Origin of the sequence: Streptomyces sp. NPDC005774, from assembly GCF_042871645.1 — a bacterium.
In the GTDB taxonomy this organism is placed as follows: Bacteria; Actinomycetota; Actinomycetes; order Streptomycetales; family Streptomycetaceae; genus Streptomyces; species Streptomyces pratens.
The window spans coordinates 74,967-92,641 of the sequence record NZ_JBIAIV010000030.1; the positions used below are offsets into that span (position 1 = coordinate 74,967).

14 protein-coding genes are annotated in these 17,675 nt (G+C 68.5%); 12 read left to right on the top strand and 2 right to left on the bottom strand.

Annotated elements, in window-relative coordinates:
• Window positions 1-2: 2 nt before the first annotated feature.
• The 10 genes from ACFYQA_RS24955 to ACFYQA_RS25000 all read left to right on the top strand — a co-directional run bounded on the left by ACFYQA_RS24955 (window position 3) and on the right by ACFYQA_RS25000 (window position 12,103).
• Entirely contained in the window at window positions 3-1,805 is a 1,803-nt protein-coding gene (locus tag ACFYQA_RS24955) for an ABC transporter substrate-binding protein (RefSeq protein WP_388921860.1), read from the top strand.
• Window positions 1,806-1,909: 104 nt separating this feature from the next.
• Window positions 1,910-2,887, top strand: coding sequence for an ABC transporter permease (locus ACFYQA_RS24960; RefSeq protein WP_388921863.1), 978 nt, complete (start codon window positions 1,910-1,912; stop codon window positions 2,885-2,887).
• A 10-nt stretch (window positions 2,888-2,897) separates the two neighbouring features.
• Window positions 2,898-3,959 carry an ABC transporter ATP-binding protein gene (locus ACFYQA_RS24965; RefSeq protein WP_388921866.1) on the top strand — a complete coding sequence of 354 codons (1,062 nt, stop codon included), beginning with the start codon at window positions 2,898-2,900 and terminating at the stop codon, window positions 3,957-3,959.
• A gap of 13 nt (window positions 3,960-3,972) precedes the next feature.
• A complete protein-coding gene (locus ACFYQA_RS24970) occupies window positions 3,973-5,094 on the top strand; it encodes an ABC transporter ATP-binding protein (protein WP_388921869.1) in 1,122 nt (373 codons plus the stop codon).
• A 284-nt stretch (window positions 5,095-5,378) separates the two neighbouring features.
• Window positions 5,379-7,004: an ABC transporter substrate-binding protein gene (locus tag ACFYQA_RS24975; RefSeq protein ID WP_388921872.1), complete on the top strand. Its 1,626-nt coding sequence runs from the start codon at window positions 5,379-5,381 to the stop codon at window positions 7,002-7,004.
• A 6-nt stretch (window positions 7,005-7,010) separates the two neighbouring features.
• Window positions 7,011-7,934: an ABC transporter permease gene (locus tag ACFYQA_RS24980; protein ID WP_388921875.1), complete on the top strand. Its 924-nt coding sequence runs from the start codon at window positions 7,011-7,013 to the stop codon at window positions 7,932-7,934.
• On the top strand, window positions 7,927-8,907 hold the full coding sequence (locus ACFYQA_RS24985) for an ABC transporter permease (protein ID WP_388921878.1): 981 nt from the start codon (window positions 7,927-7,929) through the stop codon (window positions 8,905-8,907). Before ACFYQA_RS24980 ends, ACFYQA_RS24985 begins: the two co-directional genes overlap by 8 nt.
• A 9-nt stretch (window positions 8,908-8,916) precedes the next feature.
• Entirely contained in the window at window positions 8,917-9,900 is a 984-nt protein-coding gene (locus ACFYQA_RS24990; RefSeq protein WP_388921881.1) for an ABC transporter ATP-binding protein, read from the top strand.
• Window positions 9,893-11,017: an ABC transporter ATP-binding protein gene (locus ACFYQA_RS24995; protein WP_388921884.1), complete on the top strand. Its 1,125-nt coding sequence runs from the start codon at window positions 9,893-9,895 to the stop codon at window positions 11,015-11,017. The genes ACFYQA_RS24990 and ACFYQA_RS24995 overlap by 8 nt, the downstream gene beginning before the upstream one ends.
• A 417-nt stretch (window positions 11,018-11,434) precedes the next feature.
• A complete protein-coding gene (locus tag ACFYQA_RS25000) occupies window positions 11,435-12,103 on the top strand; it encodes a DUF6518 family protein (RefSeq protein WP_388921887.1) in 669 nt (222 codons plus the stop codon).
• 45 nt (window positions 12,104-12,148) lie between these two features.
• On the opposite strand, the gene ACFYQA_RS25005 is transcribed toward ACFYQA_RS25000, so the two are convergent.
• Window positions 12,149-14,296 (bottom strand): prolyl oligopeptidase family serine peptidase, encoded by a 2,148-nt coding sequence (locus ACFYQA_RS25005; RefSeq protein ID WP_388921890.1) that lies wholly within the window; start codon window positions 14,294-14,296, stop codon window positions 12,149-12,151.
• Window positions 14,297-14,474: 178 nt separating this feature from the next.
• Between ACFYQA_RS25005 and ACFYQA_RS25010 the strand changes: the two genes are divergently transcribed.
• Together ACFYQA_RS25010 and ACFYQA_RS25015 are read left to right on the top strand one after the other, a co-directional pair.
• The gene (locus ACFYQA_RS25010; protein WP_381204549.1) at window positions 14,475-14,669 is read left to right on the top strand and encodes a hypothetical protein; all 195 of its coding nucleotides are present in this window, start codon (window positions 14,475-14,477) and stop codon (window positions 14,667-14,669) included.
• An 87-nt stretch (window positions 14,670-14,756) separates the two neighbouring features.
• Window positions 14,757-15,248 carry a hypothetical protein gene (locus ACFYQA_RS25015; RefSeq protein WP_388921894.1) on the top strand — a complete coding sequence of 164 codons (492 nt, stop codon included), beginning with the start codon at window positions 14,757-14,759 and terminating at the stop codon, window positions 15,246-15,248.
• Between the two features lie 507 nt (window positions 15,249-15,755).
• Here ACFYQA_RS25015 and ACFYQA_RS25020 read toward each other — a convergent pair.
• Entirely contained in the window at window positions 15,756-16,991 is a 1,236-nt protein-coding gene (locus tag ACFYQA_RS25020) for a serine hydrolase domain-containing protein (RefSeq protein ID WP_388921899.1), read from the bottom strand.
• Window positions 16,992-17,675 lie beyond the last annotated feature (684 nt).

The window sequence follows — 17,675 nt, forward strand, 5'->3', positions numbered from 1 at the left end:
TCATGAAGCCCATCAGAACGCGTACCGTGCGTGCCATAGCCGTCGCCCTCGTGGCCGGCTCGCTGACCCTGACCGCTTGCTCCGGCGACGGCGGCAGCAACAACAAGGGCAAGGACGACTCCAAGTCCCAGAAGGACGCTGCCGAGCAGCAGGACCCGGTCGCCTACGGTGACGCCGCCGCGTCCAACGGTCCGGCCGCAGAGGTCGCCGGTGCCACGTCCGGTGGCTTCATCAACGTGTACATGCAGTCGGACCTGACCCACATGGACCCGGGGCAGATCTACGTCAGTGACGCCGGTCAGTTCTCCAACCTGATCCACCGCGGTCTGACGAACTTCCAGGAGGACAAGGACGGCAACCTGACGGTCGTCGGTGACATCGCCACCGACTCCGGCAAGGCCTCCGACGACGGCAAGACCTGGACGTTCGAGCTCAAGGACGGCGTCAAGGACGAGGACGGCAAGGCCATCACCTCGGCCGACGTCCGTCACACCATCGAGCGCCTGTACTCCAAGGTCATCTTCGACGGTCCGACCTTCGTCCAGTCCTGGCTCTCGGGCAACGACTACCGCAAGGCGCTGCCGGAGGGCCCCTACAAGGGCAAGCACCTGCCGGACTCCGTGCTGGAGACCCCGGACGACAAGACGGTCGTCTTCCACTTCGACCAGCCCCGCCCGGACCTTCCGCAGGCTCTCGCCATGGCCGGCTACTCCATCGTGCCCGAGAAGGCGGACACGAAGGAGAAGTACGACAAGGCCCCGAAGTCCCTCGGCCCGTACAAGATCGCCGAGCACAAGCCGGGCAAGTCGATGAAGCTGGTCAAGAACGACCAGTGGGACGCCAAGACGGACGCGGTGCGCCACCAGTACGTCGACGGATACAACTTCAGCAGCACCATCGACCAGTCCAGCCAGACCAAGCGTCTGACCGCCGACCAGGGCGAGGCCAAGAACGCCATCCAGTTCACCGACTCGGTGGACCCGGCCCAGATGTCCACGGTCATCGGCAACGCGGACTCCAAGAAGCGCACCGTCCAGGGCTACCAGCCCTACGTGTGGCAGCTGACCTTCAACCTGGACCGGATCAAGGACAAGAAGGTCCGTGACGCGATCACCCACGCGATCCCGAGCCAGTCCATGGTCCAGGCGGACGGCGGTCGCTACGGCGGTGAGGTCGCCGGCGGTCTGCTCGCCCCGACCCTGCCGAACTACGACCCGACCTACGACCCGTTCGGCAAGCTGAAGAAGCCCAACGGCGACCCGGAGAAGGCCAAGGAGCTGCTGAAGGAGGCGGGTGTCAAGGAGGGCACGAAGCTCACCTACGCCTACTCCAACACCCCGCGCGGCCAGGCCCAGATGGTCATCATCAAGGACGCGCTCAACAAGATCGGCTACGACGTCCAGGCGAAGGAGATCGAGCGCGCCAGCTACTACGAGCAGATCGGCAAGCTGAAGAACCCGTACGACCTCTACATGACCGGCTGGGGCCAGGACTGGTCGTCGCCGTCCACGGTCATCACCCCGGTCTACGACGGCGAACTCGTCGCCGACGGTGCGTCGAACTACTCGCACATCAACGACAAGCAGGTCAACGACCTGATCAAGAAGGCACTGACCCAGGAGCCGGAAGAGGCCGCCAAGACCTGGGAGAAGGCTCACCACCGCATCGTGGAGGAGATCAACCCGGCCGCCCCGGTCTACTACTCGAAGCAGATCCAGCTCTACGGTTCGAACATCGGTGGCGCCAGGTACAGCAACGAGTCGAGCTACATCGACATCAACGACCTGTACCTGAAGAAGCCGTAACCCGTCAGCTCGGCTGACCGCGGGGGTGTGCGCCAGGCGGAGCGCACCCCCGCGGCCGGTACCCCCTCCCTGCCGCCGCGTTTCGAAGAGAGCATCCACCCGCCATGCTTCAGTTCCTCATCCGCAGGCTGATCGGCGCCGTCGTCATCATGTTCCTGATCGGCGCCTTCACGTTTTTCCTGTTCTATACGATCCCCCAGGACTTCGCCGAGCTGTCCTGCGGCAAGAACTGCTCCCCGGAGAACATCGCGGTGATCCGCGAGAACCTCGGCCTGGACAAGCCCATCACCGCCCAGTTCTGGGAGTTCATGAGGGGGATCGTGGCCGGGCGGGACTTCGCTCAGGGGCACTGCTCCGCGCCGTGTCTGGGGATGTCCTTCGACAGCGGCGAGTTCGTCTGGGACTCGATCATGGACCGTTTCCCGCTGACGCTGTCGCTGACCGTCGGTGGTCTGGTGATCTTCCTGATCGTGGGCCTCGGCACGGGTCTGCTCGCCGCGTGGAAGCGCGGCACGGCGGCCGACAAGGCCGTCAGCGGTGCTTCGATCGTGCTCAGCTCGTTCCAGATCTACTTCCTCGGCCCCATCGCCCTCGGCATCTTCGTCTACCAGACCGGCTGGATGGACAACCCGAAGTACAGTCCCTTCACCGAGAACCCGTTCACCTGGGCCGCCGGCCTGATCATTCCGTGGGCCGTGATGGCCACGATCTTCACCGCTCAGTACACCCGTATGTCCCGCTCGACCATGATCGAGCAACTGCAGGAGGAGCACGTCCGCACCGCCCGTGCCAAGGGCATGAGACAGCGGTACGTCTTCTTCCGCTACGCCTGGCGCGGCTCGCTGATCCCGATCGTCACGATCCTCGGTATGGACCTCAGCGCACTGCTGTCCGGTGCCGTGGTCACGGAGTTCACCTTCGACCTGGCCGGTATCGGACGGCTCGCGGTCGATTCGTCACTGACGAAGGACCTGCCGGTGACGATGGGCGTCATGCTGTTCGGGGCCTTCTTCATCCTGATCCTGAACATCATCGTCGACCTCGCGTACGCCTACATCGACCCGCGCGTGCGCCTCAGCTAGGAGAGACACCGTGACCACTCTGACCAAGACCGAAGGCGGGACGGCCCCGACCGGGCCGGATGCCTTCCTCTCGGTCCGCGACCTGCGGGTGCGGTTCTCCACCGAGGACGGCATCGTCAAGGCGGTCGACGGACTGTCCTTCGACGTCGAACGCGGCAAGACGCTCGGCATCGTCGGTGAGTCGGGCTCCGGCAAGTCCGTCACCAACCTGACCGTGCTCGGCCTGCACAACTCCAAGAACACCACCGTGGAGGGCCAGATCCTCCTCGAGGGGCGGGACCTGGTCACCACGGCCGAGAAGGAGATGGAGAAGCTCCGCGGCAACAAGGTCGCGATGATCTTCCAGGACCCGCTGACGGCGCTCTCGCCGTACTACACGGTGGGCCGGCAGATCGCCGAGCCGTACATGAAGCACACCGGCGCCTCCAAGAAGGAGGCGCGGGCGCGGACGATCGAGATGCTGGCCAAGGTCGGCATTCCGCAGCCCGGAACCCGGGTGGACGACTACCCGCACCAGTTCTCCGGCGGTATGCGCCAGCGCGTCATGATCGCCATGGCGCTGATCTGCGACCCCGACCTGCTGATCGCCGACGAGCCGACCACGGCCCTGGACGTGACCGTCCAGGCGCAGATCCTCGATCTGCTCAAGGAGCTCCAGCAGGAGTTCGGCTCGGCCATCATCTTCATCACCCACGACCTCGGCGTCATCTCCGACATGGCCGACGACCTGCTGGTGATGTACTCGGGCAGGGCCGTGGAGCGCGGCAGTGTCCGTGAGGTGCTGCGTGAGCCCAAGCACCCCTACACCTGGGGCCTGCTCAGCTCGATGCCGCGCCTCGGCGGCGACACCTCGCAGGCGCTCAACCCGATCCCCGGATCGCCGCCCAGCCTGCTGAACCCGCCCTCCGGCTGCCCCTTCCACCCGCGCTGCGCCTTCACGGGCGAGGTGCCCGGCGACCTGTGCAGCACCGAACGTCCGCCGCTCGGCGAAGGCCGTGCCACCGCGTGCCACCTGACGGCGGAGCAGAAGCAGACCATCTTCATCGACAAGATCCAGCCCCGGCTGCGCTAGGGAGATCCGAGACATGAGCGACAACCTCACCCTCCCCGCACAGCAGGGCTCCGCCGGCGCGTCGACCGAGACGCTGCTGAAGGTCGAGGGCCTCACCAAACACTTCCCGATCTACGGCGGCTTTCCGATCAAACGGAAGGTCGGCGCCGTGCAGGCCGTCGACAAGATCGACCTGACGGTCGGCGTCGGAGAGAGCGTCGGTCTGGTGGGTGAGTCGGGCTGCGGCAAGTCGACCACGGGCCGGCTCATCACGCGGCTCCTGGAGCCGACCGGCGGGAGGATCGAGTACCAGGGCCGGGACATCACGCACGCCTCCCGCAGACAGCTGGCCCCGGTGCGCTCCGAGATCCAGATGATCTTCCAGGATCCGTACTCCTCGCTGAACCCGCGGCAGACCGTCGGCACCATCATCAGGTCGCCGATGGAGGTCAACGGGATCGACCCGGCGGGCGGCCGGGAGAAGAGGGTCCGTGAGCTGCTCGAGCTCGTCGGCCTCAACCCCGAGCACTACAACCGCTTCCCGCACGAGTTCTCCGGCGGCCAGCGCCAGCGCATCGGCGTCGCCCGCGCCCTCGCGCTCAACCCGAAGCTCATCGTGGCGGACGAGCCGGTCTCCGCGCTGGACGTGTCGATCCAGGCCCAGGTCGTCAACCTGCTGCAGAAGGTCCAGGAAGAGCTGGGCATCGCCTTCCTGTTCATCGCCCACGACCTGGCGGTGGTCCGGCACTTCTCGCAGCGCCTGGCCGTGATGTACCTCGGCAAGGTGGTCGAGGTCGGCGACCGGGACTCCATCTACAACCGGCCCCGGCACCCCTACACCCACGCCCTGCTGTCGGCCGTGCCCGAGGTGGCCATGGACGACGAGAGCGAGAACCGGGAGCGCATCCGGCTCGCCGGGGACGTGCCCTCGCCGATCATGCCGCCGTCCGGCTGCCGTTTCCGCACGCGCTGCTGGAAGGCACAGGACAAGTGCGCCACCGAGGAGCCGCCGCTCGTCCAGATCTCCGGCAACCGTGAGGGGCACCTGACCGCCTGCCACTTCCCGGAGGACCCGACCACGGAGGCCCGTGGCGAGGACATCGTCCTCGACCCGGCGCTGAAGGCCCTGGAGGAAGAGTCCGCCGAGAAGGAGTGACTCGGAGCACACGACGCGAAGCACCACCAACGGCTGCTGCCCGCCCCGGAAAGGGGCGGGCAGCAGCCGTTGGTGGTGGCGGTCCCGCGGCCGCATGCGCGGCAGACCCGGTCATGCACGTGGCGGACCCGGTCATGCACACGTACAGCGGACCCGGCCATGCACACGTACATATGGTGGGAGTCGTCCCCGTACAGGTGTTGTGCAAGTGCGGCCCGCGCTTTTTGCGCCGATATTGGCGTAAAGCGTCAGCGCACCCCTGCGTACGTACGAGGAGGCACTCCATGCGCGGAGCCACGCACGCCAAATGGGCCGTATGCGCGGTGGCGGTCGCTCTCGCGGCGACGGCCTGCGGTGGCGGTGACGGCGGCAGCGGTGAGACCGGCGCGGCGCTGAGTGCCTCCTGGGGCGATCCGCAGAACCCGCTGGAGCCGGCCAACACCAACGAGGTGCAGGGCGGCAAGGTCCTCGACATGATCTTCCGGGGTCTCAAACGCTACGACCCGGAGACCGGCGAGGCCCAGGACATGCTCGCCGAGTCCATCGAGACCAAGAACTCGCAGAACTTCACCGTCAGGGTCAAGAACGGCTGGACCTTCTCCAACGGAGAGAAGGTCACCGCCCAGTCCTTCGTCGACGCCTGGAACTACGGCGCGAGCCTGAAGAACAACCAGCGCAACGCCTACTTCTTCGGCTACATCGAGGGCTATGACAAGACCCACCCCGAGAAGGGCGAACAGACCGCCGACACGCTCTCCGGGCTCAAGGTCACCGACGAACTGACCTTCACCATCGCGCTCACCCAGAAGTTCTCGACCTTCCCCGACACCCTCGGCTACGCCGCCTTCGCCCCGCTGCCCCATGCCTTCTTCGACGACCACGACGCCTGGGTCGCCAAGCCGGTCGGCAACGGCCCGTACACCGTCGACACGTACACCAAGGGCTCGCAGATGTCCCTGCGGGCGTGGGCGGACTACCCGGGCAACGACAAGGCGCAGAACGGCGGCGTCGACCTGAAGGTCTACACCGACAACAACACCGCCTACACCGACCTCCTCGCCGGCAACCTCGACCTGGTCGACGACGTCCCCGCCGCCCAGCTGAAGAACGTCAAGAGCGACCTGGGCGACCGCTACCTCAACACCCCCGCCGGCATCATCCAGACCCTCGCCTTCCCGTTCTACGACAAGGCCTGGAACAAGACCGGCTCGGAGAAGGTCCGCAAGGGCCTGTCCATGGCGATCAACCGGGACCAGATCACCGAGACCCTCTTCGTGAAGACCCGCACCCCCGCCACCGACTGGACCTCCCCGGTCCTCGGCAAGGACGGCGGCTTCCAGGACGGACTGTGCGGTGACGCCTGCGAGTACAAGCCCGACGAGGCCAAGAAGCTCATCCAGGAGGGCGGCGGCCTGCCCGGCGGCAAGGTCACCATCACCTACAACGCGGACACCGGCTCCCACAAGGACTGGGTCGACGCCGTCTGCAACTCCATCAACAACGCGCTGGACAACGAGCGCGCCTGCGCCGGCAACCCGGTCGGCACCTTCGCCGACTTCCGCAACCAGATCACCCAGCAGAAGATGAGCGGCCCGTTCCGCGCCGGCTGGCAGATGGACTACCCGCTCATCCAGAACTTCCTCCAGCCGCTCTACTACACCAACGCCTCCTCCAACGACGGCAAGTGGTCGAACAAGAACTTCGACGAGTTCGTCGACCGGGCCAACCAGGAGACCGACACCGCCAAGGCCGTCGGCCTGTTCCAGCAGGCCGAGGAGGTCGTCCGCGACAACATGGCCGCCATCCCGCTGTGGTACCAGAACGGCAGCGCGGGCTGGTCCGAGCGGCTGTCCAACGTGAAGCTCAACCCCTTCAGCGTCCCCGTGTACGACCAGATCAAGGTGAGCTGATCCGTCGTGGGACGCTACGTCGTCCGGCGCCTGCTCCAGATGATCCCGGTGTTCATCGGAGCCACGCTGCTGATCTTCCTGATGGTGAACGTGATGGGTGACCCCATCGCGGGCCTCTGCGGCGAGCGGCGCTGCGACCCGGCGACGGCCGCCCGGCTGGAGAAGGAGTTCGGCCTCGACAAGCCCGTCTGGCAGCAGTACCTGACCTACATGGGGAACGTCTTCACCGGCGACTTCGGTACGGCGTTCAACGGCCAGAAGGTCACCGAGCTGATGGCGACCGCGTTCCCCGTCACCATCCGGCTCACGGTCATCGCGATCCTCTTCGAGATCGTCATCGGCATCGCCCTCGGCGTGGTCACCGGACTGCGCCGGGGGCGCCCCGTCGACACCGGCGTCCTGCTGCTCACCCTCGTCGTCATCTCCGTCCCCACCTTCGTCACCGGTCTGCTGCTCCAGCTGCTGCTGGGGGTTCAGTGGGGGTGGATCAGTCCGTCGGTCTCCTCCGAGGCCCCGTTCGACGAGCTGATCCTGCCCGGCCTGGTGCTGGCCTCCGTCTCCCTCGCCTACGTCACCCGGCTGACCCGCACCTCCATCGCCGAGAACCGGCGCTCCGACTACGTCCGCACCGCCATCGCCAAGGGGCTGCCCCGGCGCCGGGTGATCACCCGGCACCTGCTGCGCAACTCCCTCATCCCGGTGGTCACCTTCATCGGCGCCGACATCGGCTTCCTCATGGGCGGCGCGATCGTCACCGAGCGGATCTTCAACATCCACGGCGTCGGCTACCAGATCTACCAGGGCATCCTGCGGCAGAACACCCAGACCGTCGTCGGTTTCGTGACCGTCCTCGTGCTGGTCTTCCTGGTCGCCAACCTCGTAGTCGATCTTCTGTACGCTGTTCTCGACCCGAGGATCCGCTATGCCTGAACAACACTTCGACCCCGACCGCGCCATCGCGGGGACAGGTATGGGCGGCACCATGGACCTGGGCGTCGACGAGGCCGAGACCCTCGAGAAGGTCCCGGGCGGGCCGGACGGCACCGGACCGCAGGGCAAACCGCGCTCCCTGTGGTCCGACGCCTGGCGCGACCTGCGCCGCAACCCCGTCTTCATCGTCTCCGCCCTGGTGATCCTCTTCCTGATCGTCATCTCCCTGTGGCCCTCGCTGATCGCCTCCGGCAGCCCGCTGAAGTGCGACCTGGCCAAGGCGCAGGAGGGCTCGCAGGCCGGTCACCCCTTCGGTTTCAACGGGCAGGGCTGCGACGTGTACACCCGTACCGTCTACGGCGCCCGTGCGTCCGTCACGGTCGGTGTCTGCGCCACGCTCGGCGTCGCGATCCTCGGCAGCGTCCTGGGTGCGCTGGCCGGCTTCTTCGGCGGGGTGTCGGACTCGCTCCTGTCCCGGCTCACCGACGTCTTCTTCGCCATCCCGGTCGTCCTCGGCGGGCTGGTGCTGCTGTCCGTCATCACCAGCAACACCGTCTGGCCCGTCATCGGCTTCATCGTGCTGCTCGGCTGGCCGCAGCTGTCCCGCATCGCCCGCGGCTCGGTCATCACCGTCAAGCAGAACGACTACGTCCAGGCCGCGCGGGCGCTCGGCGCCTCCAACTCCCGCCTGATGCTCCGGCACATCGCGCCCAACGCCATCGCCCCGGTCATCGTCGTGGCGACCATCGCGCTCGGCACGTACATCTCGCTGGAGGCGACCCTGTCCTACCTCGGCGTCGGGCTGAAGCCGCCCAGCGTCTCCTGGGGCATCGACATCTCCTCGGCCTCGCCCTACATCCGCAACGCCCCGCACGCACTGCTGTGGCCCTCCGGCGCCCTCGCGATCACGGTCCTGGCGTTCATCATGCTCGGCGACGCGGTGCGCGACGCCCTCGACCCGAAGCTGAGGTGAGCCGCCGCCATGCTGCTCGAAGTACACGACCTGCACGTGGAGTTCCACACCCGGGACGGTGTCGCCAAGGCCGTCAACGGCGTCAGCTACGGCGTCGACGAGGGGGAGACGCTCGCGGTGCTCGGCGAGTCCGGCTCCGGCAAGTCGGTGACCGCGCAGGCGATCATGGGCATCCTCGACATGCCGCCCGGCCGGATCACCGGCGGCGAGGTCGTCTTCCAGGGCCGTGACCTCCTCACCCTGAAGGAGGAACAGCGCCGCAAGGTCCGGGGCGCCGAGATGGCGATGATCTTCCAGGACGCGCTGTCCTCCCTCAACCCGGTGATCTCCGTGGGCGACCAGCTCGGCGAGATGTTCGTCGTGCACCAGGGCATGTCGAAGAAGGACGCGCGGACCAAGGCCGTCGAGCTGATGGACCGGGTGCGCATCCCCGCCGCCCGGGAGCGGGTCAGGCAGTACCCGCACCAGTTCTCCGGCGGCATGCGCCAGCGCATCATGATCGCCATGGCGCTGGCCCTGGAACCGGCCCTGATCATCGCCGACGAACCGACCACCGCCCTCGACGTCACCGTCCAGGCCCAGGTCATGGAGCTCCTCGCGGAACTCCAGCGCGAGTACCGGATGGGGCTCATCCTCATCACCCACGACCTCGGCGTGGTCGCCGACGTCGCCGACCGGATCGCCGTCATGTACGCGGGGCGGATCGTCGAGTCGGCCCCCGTGCACGACATCTACAAGGCCCCCGCCCACCCGTACACCCGGGGCCTGCTGGACTCCATCCCCCGCCTCGACCAGAAGGGCGGGGAGCTCTACGCCATCAAGGGACTGCCGCCCAACCTCATGAGCATCCCGCCCGGCTGCGCCTTCCACCCCCGCTGCCCGATGGCCCAGGACGTCTGCCGCACCGACGAGCCGCCGCTGTACGAGGTCACCGAGTCGGACGCCGACCGCGGCAGCGCCTGCCACTTCTGGAGGGAGTGCCTGCATGGCTGAGTCGAGGGGTGAGGCGGGCGGAAAGCCGGGCTTCGAGAAGGGCGGGGCGGCCGACGCGACGGGCGTGGCGGGCGCCGGGCCTGCCGGTGGGCCTGCCGGTGAGCCGATCCTGGAGGTCTCCGGCCTGGTCAAGCACTACCCGCTGACCCAGGGCATCCTGATCCGCAAGCAGATCGGCGCGGTGAAGGCCGTCGACGGGGTCGACTTCGTACTCGGCCGGGGCGAGACCCTGGGCATCGTGGGCGAGTCGGGGTGCGGCAAGTCGACGGTCGCGAAGATGCTGGTCCACCTGGAGAAGCCGACGGCCGGCGTGATCCGCTACAAGGGCGAGGACATCACCAAGCTGTCGGGGAAGGCACTCAAGGCCGTCCGCCGCAACATCCAGATGGTGTTCCAGGACCCGTACACCTCCCTCAACCCCCGGATGACGGTGGGCGACATCATCGGGGAACCCTTCGACATCCACCCCGAGGTGGCGCCGAAGGGCGACCGGCGCAGGAAGGTCCAGGACCTGCTCGACGTGGTCGGGCTCAACCCGGAGTACATCAACCGGTATCCGCACCAGTTCTCCGGCGGCCAGCGCCAGCGCATCGGCATCGCGCGCGGGCTGGCGCTGCGCCCCGAGGTGATCGTCGCCGACGAACCGGTCTCCGCGCTGGACGTCTCCGTCCAGGCCCAGGTCATCAACCTGATGGACCGGCTCCAGTCCGAGTTCGACCTGGCGTTCGTCTTCATCGCCCACGACCTGTCGATCGTCCGGCACATCTCCGACCGGGTTGGCGTGATGTACCTGGGCCGGATCGTCGAGATCGGCACCGACACCCAGATCTACGACCACCCGACCCACCCGTACACGCAGGCCCTCCTGTCCGCCGTCCCCGTACCGGACCCGACGGCACGGGAACACCGTGAGCGGATCATCCTCACCGGCGACGTCCCGTCCCCCACCAACATCCCCTCCGGCTGCCGCTTCCGCACCCGCTGCTGGAAGGCGCAGGCGCGCTGCGCCGAAGAGGTGCCGCTGCTGGCGGTCCCCGAGGTGTTCCGCAAGGCCGGAGGCCCGGCGGCCCACGACTCGGCGTGCCACTTCGCGGAGGAGAAGCAGGTGGTCCCGTAGGGGAAGCCGCCGCCGACCGGTTCTATTGACCGGACCGACCGGACCGACCGGACCGACCGGACCGACCGGACCGACCGGACCGACCGGACCGACCGGACCGACCGGACTGGGCTGGTTCAGGCAGGGCCCGGCAGGGCAACGGGCCGGGGTGACATGGCGCGCCCCGGCCCGTTCACGGCACCCGCACGGCCGTACGCCGAACAGCCTCGCGTGTCCGTATATCGGCACCGCTTCCCTGAAGTTGCGTCCGTGTTAAGGCAGTTCGGGTCTTCCTGCCTGGAGCGGGGCGAGTGCGTGTTCGAGGATGTCCTGAATCCGGGCTCCCGGTGGTCCCTCACGGCGGCTGTCCGTAGGCTCCGGCCGGATCGGGGGCTCTCCGCGCCCCGATCCGGCCACTGAAAGGACCCTTCGGACATCGTGTCGGCTTCGCGCACGGGCTTCCACACCCGTACCGGTTCCCGCTTTCGTTCCCGCATCCTGGCCTCCTCGGCCGCGCTGACGATCGGTGTGGTGCTCGGGGTGCTCGGACCCCTGCTGATCAATGCCACCGATCCGGTCGGCCACCCCGTACATCTGGTCCTGTCCGCGGGATGGTCGTGGGCGGCACTGGCGTTCTGCGTCGGCCTCGCCCGTGAGTCCAGGGCCGAGTCGGTCGTCCTGGCCCCCGCGTCCCTGGTCACCGCCGTGATCGCGTACTACCTGACGAAGCTGGGGCAGGGGCAGTACCTGACGCTCGACCGGGGCGACCCCCCCTGGGCGACGCCCTATGTCTCCTGGGGCGATTTCGCCTCGAAGACGCTGCTCTGGTGCGTGGTCGCCTGTGTCACGGGGCCTGTGCTGGGGCTGGCCGGGAACCTGGCACGGGATCGCGGACTGCGTGGTCTTCCCTTCCGGATGCTGGTCCCAGTGGTGGCCGTCGTGGAGATGTCGGAGCGGCTGGACGTCGAATCGCCGCTGCAGAAGCCCATCGTCGATACGACCTGGAGCGGTGTACGGCTGGTGGCGGTCGTCGTCCTCGTGCTGCTGGCGGGACGGGCGGTGATGACGTGGCGGCTGCGGCCCTCCGCCGGGCCGGCGAGGAAATGATGTGTGCCCGCCCGGCGTTGTGCCCCCTGTGGTTCCTTGCCATGGTCAGCCCGTGAGGCCCAGCGAGCGCCTGAGGAAGTCGAGTTGGAGGCGGAGGAGGTTCTCGGCGACTTCCTCCTGAGGGGTCATGTGGGTGACGCCGGAGAGGGGCAGCACCTCGTGGGGGCGGCCGGCCGCGAGGAGGGCCGAGGACAGGCGCAGTGAGTGGGCGACCACCACGTTGTCGTCCGCCAGTCCGTGGATGATCATCATGGGGCGGTGCGGCGTGGCGGCGTCGACCAGGCCCGCGTCGTCGATCACCGAGTTGCGGCGGTAGACCTCCGGCTGCTCGTCCGGGTGGCCGATGTAGCGTTCCTGATAGTGGGTGTCGTACAGGCGCAGGTCGGTGACCGGGGCGCCCACCACGGCCGCGTGGAAGACGTCCGGCCGGCGCAGTGCCGCGAGGGCCGCCAGGTAGCCGCCGAAGGACCAGCCCCGGATGGCGACGCGGCTCAGGTCGAGCGGGAAGTCGGAGGCGAGGGCCTGGAGCGCGTCCACCTGGTCCTGGACGGTGATCGCGGCGATGTCGTCCTTGACGGCCTTCTCCCAGGCGGGGGAGTGGCCGGGGGTGCCGCGTCCGTCGGCGACGATCACCGCGAAGCCCTGGTCGGCGAACCACTGCGAGGTCAGGTGGGGGTTGTGTGCGGCCGTCACGCGCTGGCCGTGCGGGCCGCCGTAGGGGTCCATGAGGACGGGGAGGGGAGTGTCACCGTGGTAGTCCGTTGGCATAAGCACGGCGCACGGAATTTTACGTGCGCCCCCCTGGGTGAGGGTCAACCGAGGGGGCATACCGGGGTCTTCGGCGTACGAGCGGACAGTCGCCGTCGGTTTCCCGTCACGCAGAATCCGCGCCCGTGCCCCCGGCCGGTCCGGTGTCGCGGACACCAGGACGGTCACGCCCCCGGCGCGTACCGCGGAGTGCACGCCGGGCTCCTGGGAGACGCGCTCCACACCGAGTTCGTTCACCCGGTAGACGTGCACCTCGCCGATCTCCGGGCCGCCGTCCGCCGACCCCGGCCTCGATCCCGGTTCCGCTCCCGCCGACGCCGATACCAGTACGTCGTCGTCCGATACGTCCAGTACCGCGCGGATGTGCAACTGCGGTCCGGTCAAAGGGCGTTCGCCGACGGCGAGTCGTCGCGCGCCCCCCTCGTCCGTGATCCGGACCAACTGCCCGGAAGGGCTCCAGCAGGGCACCCCCGCGAAAAGATCAAGCCAAACCGGATCTTCGTCGGCGTGCACCATCCGGGTGGCCCCGGTGTCCGGGTCCACCGCCAGGAACAGCTGACTGCGCTGGTCGCGCGCCTGTACGAGCAGCAGCGGCGCACCCGCCGCTGACCAGTGCGCATGCGCCATGTACGGGTACCGCGCCCGGTCCCACACGACCTCCGTACGCGCCCCGTCCAGCCCGATCACGAACAGCCGCACCTCCGCGTTCGCGGTCCCCGCCGCCGGGTACGCCACCCGCTGCGGCTCCCGATCCGGATGGGCCGGGTCGGAGATCCACCACCGCTTCACCGGCGTGTCGTCCGCGCGCGCCACCAGCAGCCGGTCCGACCCGGGCGCCCACCAGAAGCCCCGCGAACGCCCCATCTCCTCGGCCGCGATGAACTCCGCGAGCCCGTAGGTGACGTTCTCCGTCTCGGGGGTCGCCAGGGCCCTGTCGTCCGCCCCCTCCGCTCCGACGACCCGCAGCGCACCCTGCGCGACGTAGGCGATGTGACGCCCGTCGGGTGACGGCCGGGGGTCGATCACCGGCCCCGGAGTGGGCAGTTCACGCGTCGCCCCGGCCCGCAGCCCGGCTGTGAAAAGCCGTCCTGACAAGGCGAAAGAGGCCAACTCGGCCTCCCCGTCGGTGGCGTAGCCGACGATGCCGGCGCCTCCCTCGCGGCTGCGTTCGCGCCGGGCCCGCTCCTGGGCCGACAGGCTCTCCGCGGCGCCGCCCAGCAGGGCGCGCGGGTCGGCCGCCACGCGCTCCCCGCCGTCCTGGGGGTCGAGCACCCACAGCGAATTCGCCCGGTCCGTACCGGAACCGGAACGCAGGAACACCACCCGGGAACCGTCGGGTGCCACGGTGAACGATCGCGGCGCGCCGAGCGTGAAGCGCTGGGTGCGGGCGTGCCGTCGGGGGAAGGAGTCAGCGTCGGTCGTCATGCCATGACCATATTGGCCATGCGCCCCCTTGTGCGGCCGTGCGCCGACCGATGCGCACGTACGGATAGTTATGATCGTTAGCGCATAGTGGGTATGAACCTGCTGGCTGCTGTGTGGATTTATCTGCCCCCATATTCCTACCCCCCTGTCGTCCTGGGATCCTTGGAGGTGAGCCGCCGTGGCACTCTCGATTTCGGCGGTAGTGCTGCTGGCGATCATCGTCTTCCTGCTGATCAAGAAGTCGGGCCTCAAGGCAGGGCATGCGGTCATCTGCATGCTCCTCGGCTTCTACATGGCGTCGTCGACGATCGCGCCTACGATCAGTGAGCTGACGACCAACATCGCGGGCATGATCGGCAGCATCAACTTCTGACCCGCCGGCTTCGTCCGGTTCAACTCCACGCCCCTGTCGGGGTGCTGGAGCAACAAGCAGGCCCGGACGGACCCTAAGGAATGGCGCGTGGAGGCAATCGGTGTGCTCGCCGTCTCCGGGCTCCTCGTCGCGTGGCTGCTGTGGAGCCTCTGGAACCTCTACCGCATCCCCGTCGGCCTGCGCGACGGATCGTGGCAGCGCCCGCTGTGGTGGGCGCGCCTGTGGTCCCTCGCGCTGTTCGTCGGCTGCGTCGCCTGGGTCCGGGGTGCGCTCAGCGGCGCGTTCGACGTCGGCGAGGCATGCGAGTACGCCCATCACCAGACGTACGACAGCACCTACCGGGCGGCCCACATCGAGGAGTTCAACGGGCTGTTCCCGTTGAGCAACAAGTGCAACGCGCACTACGACCTGGTTCCGGCCTGGGTGAACCCGACCATCGTGAACTGCGCGGCCTTCGTGCTGCTCGCCACCGGCGTGCTGTTGTGGTTCGGCGTCACGCGTCTCGCCGACCGTGGCGTGTCGCGGACCGCGGAGCCCCGACTCGGACTCGCCGCCCCCTCGCCTGTTACTCGCCGGTAAGGAATGATGGCGGGCAATCATCCACACGTTCAGGGGCGGTGCCACCGGTGACGACTTCCGAGGAACGGACCGGGGGCACGCCTTCCGTGACGACGCCCTTGGTGACCACGACGCCGTGGGCCTGGCCGAGGCGATCCGCGGGGGAGAGGTCGGGGCCGCCGAGGCTGCCCGTGACGCGGCGGCCAGGGTCAGGGCCGTGGAGGGCCGGCTCCACGCCGTCCAGGTGCACATCGACGTTCCGGCGCATCGCTCCGGGCCGGCCGGCGCCTCCGCCGGGGTGCCGACCTTCGTCCCTGATCGTTCTTCTCCCTGGTCGTGCGCGCGCACGGGGCACTCTCCTCGACGTTGAATACACCTCAAGATCACAGTTTGCCGGGGCGCGCCAGGCCGAAAAAAGGAGCTGTGAGGCAGACCCCGGGCGAGACGGTGTCCTGCATCCCTTGCGGTGCACGATGCGCGCCGTCGGCCCCGTCTTCCGTCCGCCGCGGCTTCAGGCCGAGGCCGGCCTCAGCGGCGCTCGGGCAGGTCGGCCTCCGCCGGCAGGGCGGAGAGCGTGCGCGGCGCCTTGGTCGACGACGCCGCGGGCGCGGTCTCCTTCCCGCAGAAGGCCGCCTCCAGCGTCCCGCCGAGCGCCGTGTTCGCCGCGCCCCGGTTCGAGGTGTTCGCCATGGCGGAGAGCGCGTGCCGGCCGTCACGGGTGGCGAAGGCATACGTGTAGAAGCCCTGCACGGTGCCGGTGTGCCCGTACACCTGGGTGCCGCAGGACAGGTCGTAGCGGCGCAGCCCGAGTCCGTAGAAGCGGGTCTGGGTGGCGTCCGTCGGGGTGACCGTGGTCATGGCGTCCAGCATCCGAGGTGAGAGCAACCTGCCCCGCATCAGCGCGGTCGTGAAGGTGTTCAGGTCGGCCGGGTCGGAGATGACCGCGCCGGCCGACTGGGCCCAGGAGGCGGTCTGCTCCGTGGAGTCGACGAGCGGCGCCCCCGCCTCGTCGGGGTGGAGGTAGCCACGCACGTGCGCTCCCTCGATCCGGGTCTCCGGGTGGACGTAAGAGGTGTGACGCAGCTTCAGCGGGTTGATGATGCGCCGCTCGTACTGCTTGGCGACCGAGGTCCCCGTGGCGTTCTCGATGAGCATGCCGACGACGACGAAGTTGGCGTTGGAGTACTTGTAGGCCACACCGGGCTCGGTGGTGCGGGGTTCGGCCAGTGAGAGGTCGACCAGCTCCTGGTAGGTGAAGACGCGGTTGCGCACGGCTTCGAAGCCGGGCACGGTCTTGGCGAACATGGCCTCGGTGTAGTCGGCCAGGCCGCTGCGGTGGGTGAGCAGGTGACGGACCGTGATGCGGTCGTCGGGCAGCAGTCCGGGAAGGTAGTGGTTGACCGGTGTGTCGAGCTCCAGCCGTCCCTCGTCGACCAGTTGGAGCAGCGCAACGCTGGAGAAGGTCTTGCTGACGCTGCCGATGCGGAAGCGTGCCCGGGTGTCCATGGCCTCGCCGGAGTTGCGGTCGCGGACGCCGGCAGTGCGCGTTTGGACGCCGTCGGGACCGGTGAAGCGGGCCATCGCGCCCGGAGCGCCGTTGGCCATGGCGGAGTTCAGGGCCGCGGCCACGCCGTCCATGTCGGGGGCGGCGGGGCCGGCGGGGGTCGCGGGGCCGGCAGGGGCCGTGGGGGCTGCCGGTGCCGCGGAGGCCGCGGTGGCGGGGGCGAGACCGCCGGCGAGGGCGGCGATCAGGGTGGCGCTCATGGCCAGACGTCGGTGTGTCGACAGGGGCACGTGACTTCCTTGTTCTCGACTCATCGGAAAAGCGGCACACGTATGGGGGTGTGCCGTGGGGGCTTGGGAGGAGCGATCACTGCGCGCTGTCCCGGATCCCCGTAGAGCATGAGTGCCAACGCGTCACGTCGGTTCCTGTCACGGGGCGCCGATATCCCGTCCGGCAGGGTGTCAGGACCGTTTCCTGGTAGGTCGGCGGAGCGTCGCCGGGGTTCGGAACAGGTCCGGGCGCAGAAGAACCGTCCCGGGCGGGGGCGGGGCGGTGGGAGAGGGGGGGCGTCGTTATTTCGTGTTTCTGCCGGATTCCTGCGTGTCTGCCGGACGCCCCGCCGCTCAGCCTCGATCCACCGCGTGATCCCTGATCACGCGGTGTGATTGCTTTCGGGGTGGTTTTTCGGTTTCCGGCAGCAGGCGTTTCCGGTTGCCGCTGCCGGTGGCGGGTTCTCCGAGGGTTTCCAGGTCGATGGGCGGGCGGGGGTCCGGTGGGTCAGGTCTGCATGCGCTGGCCGGTGGCGGTGAACAGGTCGGTGAAGTCGTCGGCCCAGCGCCAGTGTTGGGGCAGGTGCAGCACGATGCGTCGTCCCGGGCGGGCGATGCGGGCCGGAACCTGGATGAGGTGACGTCGGATGGTGCCGGTGCGGGCCTTGGCGTGGA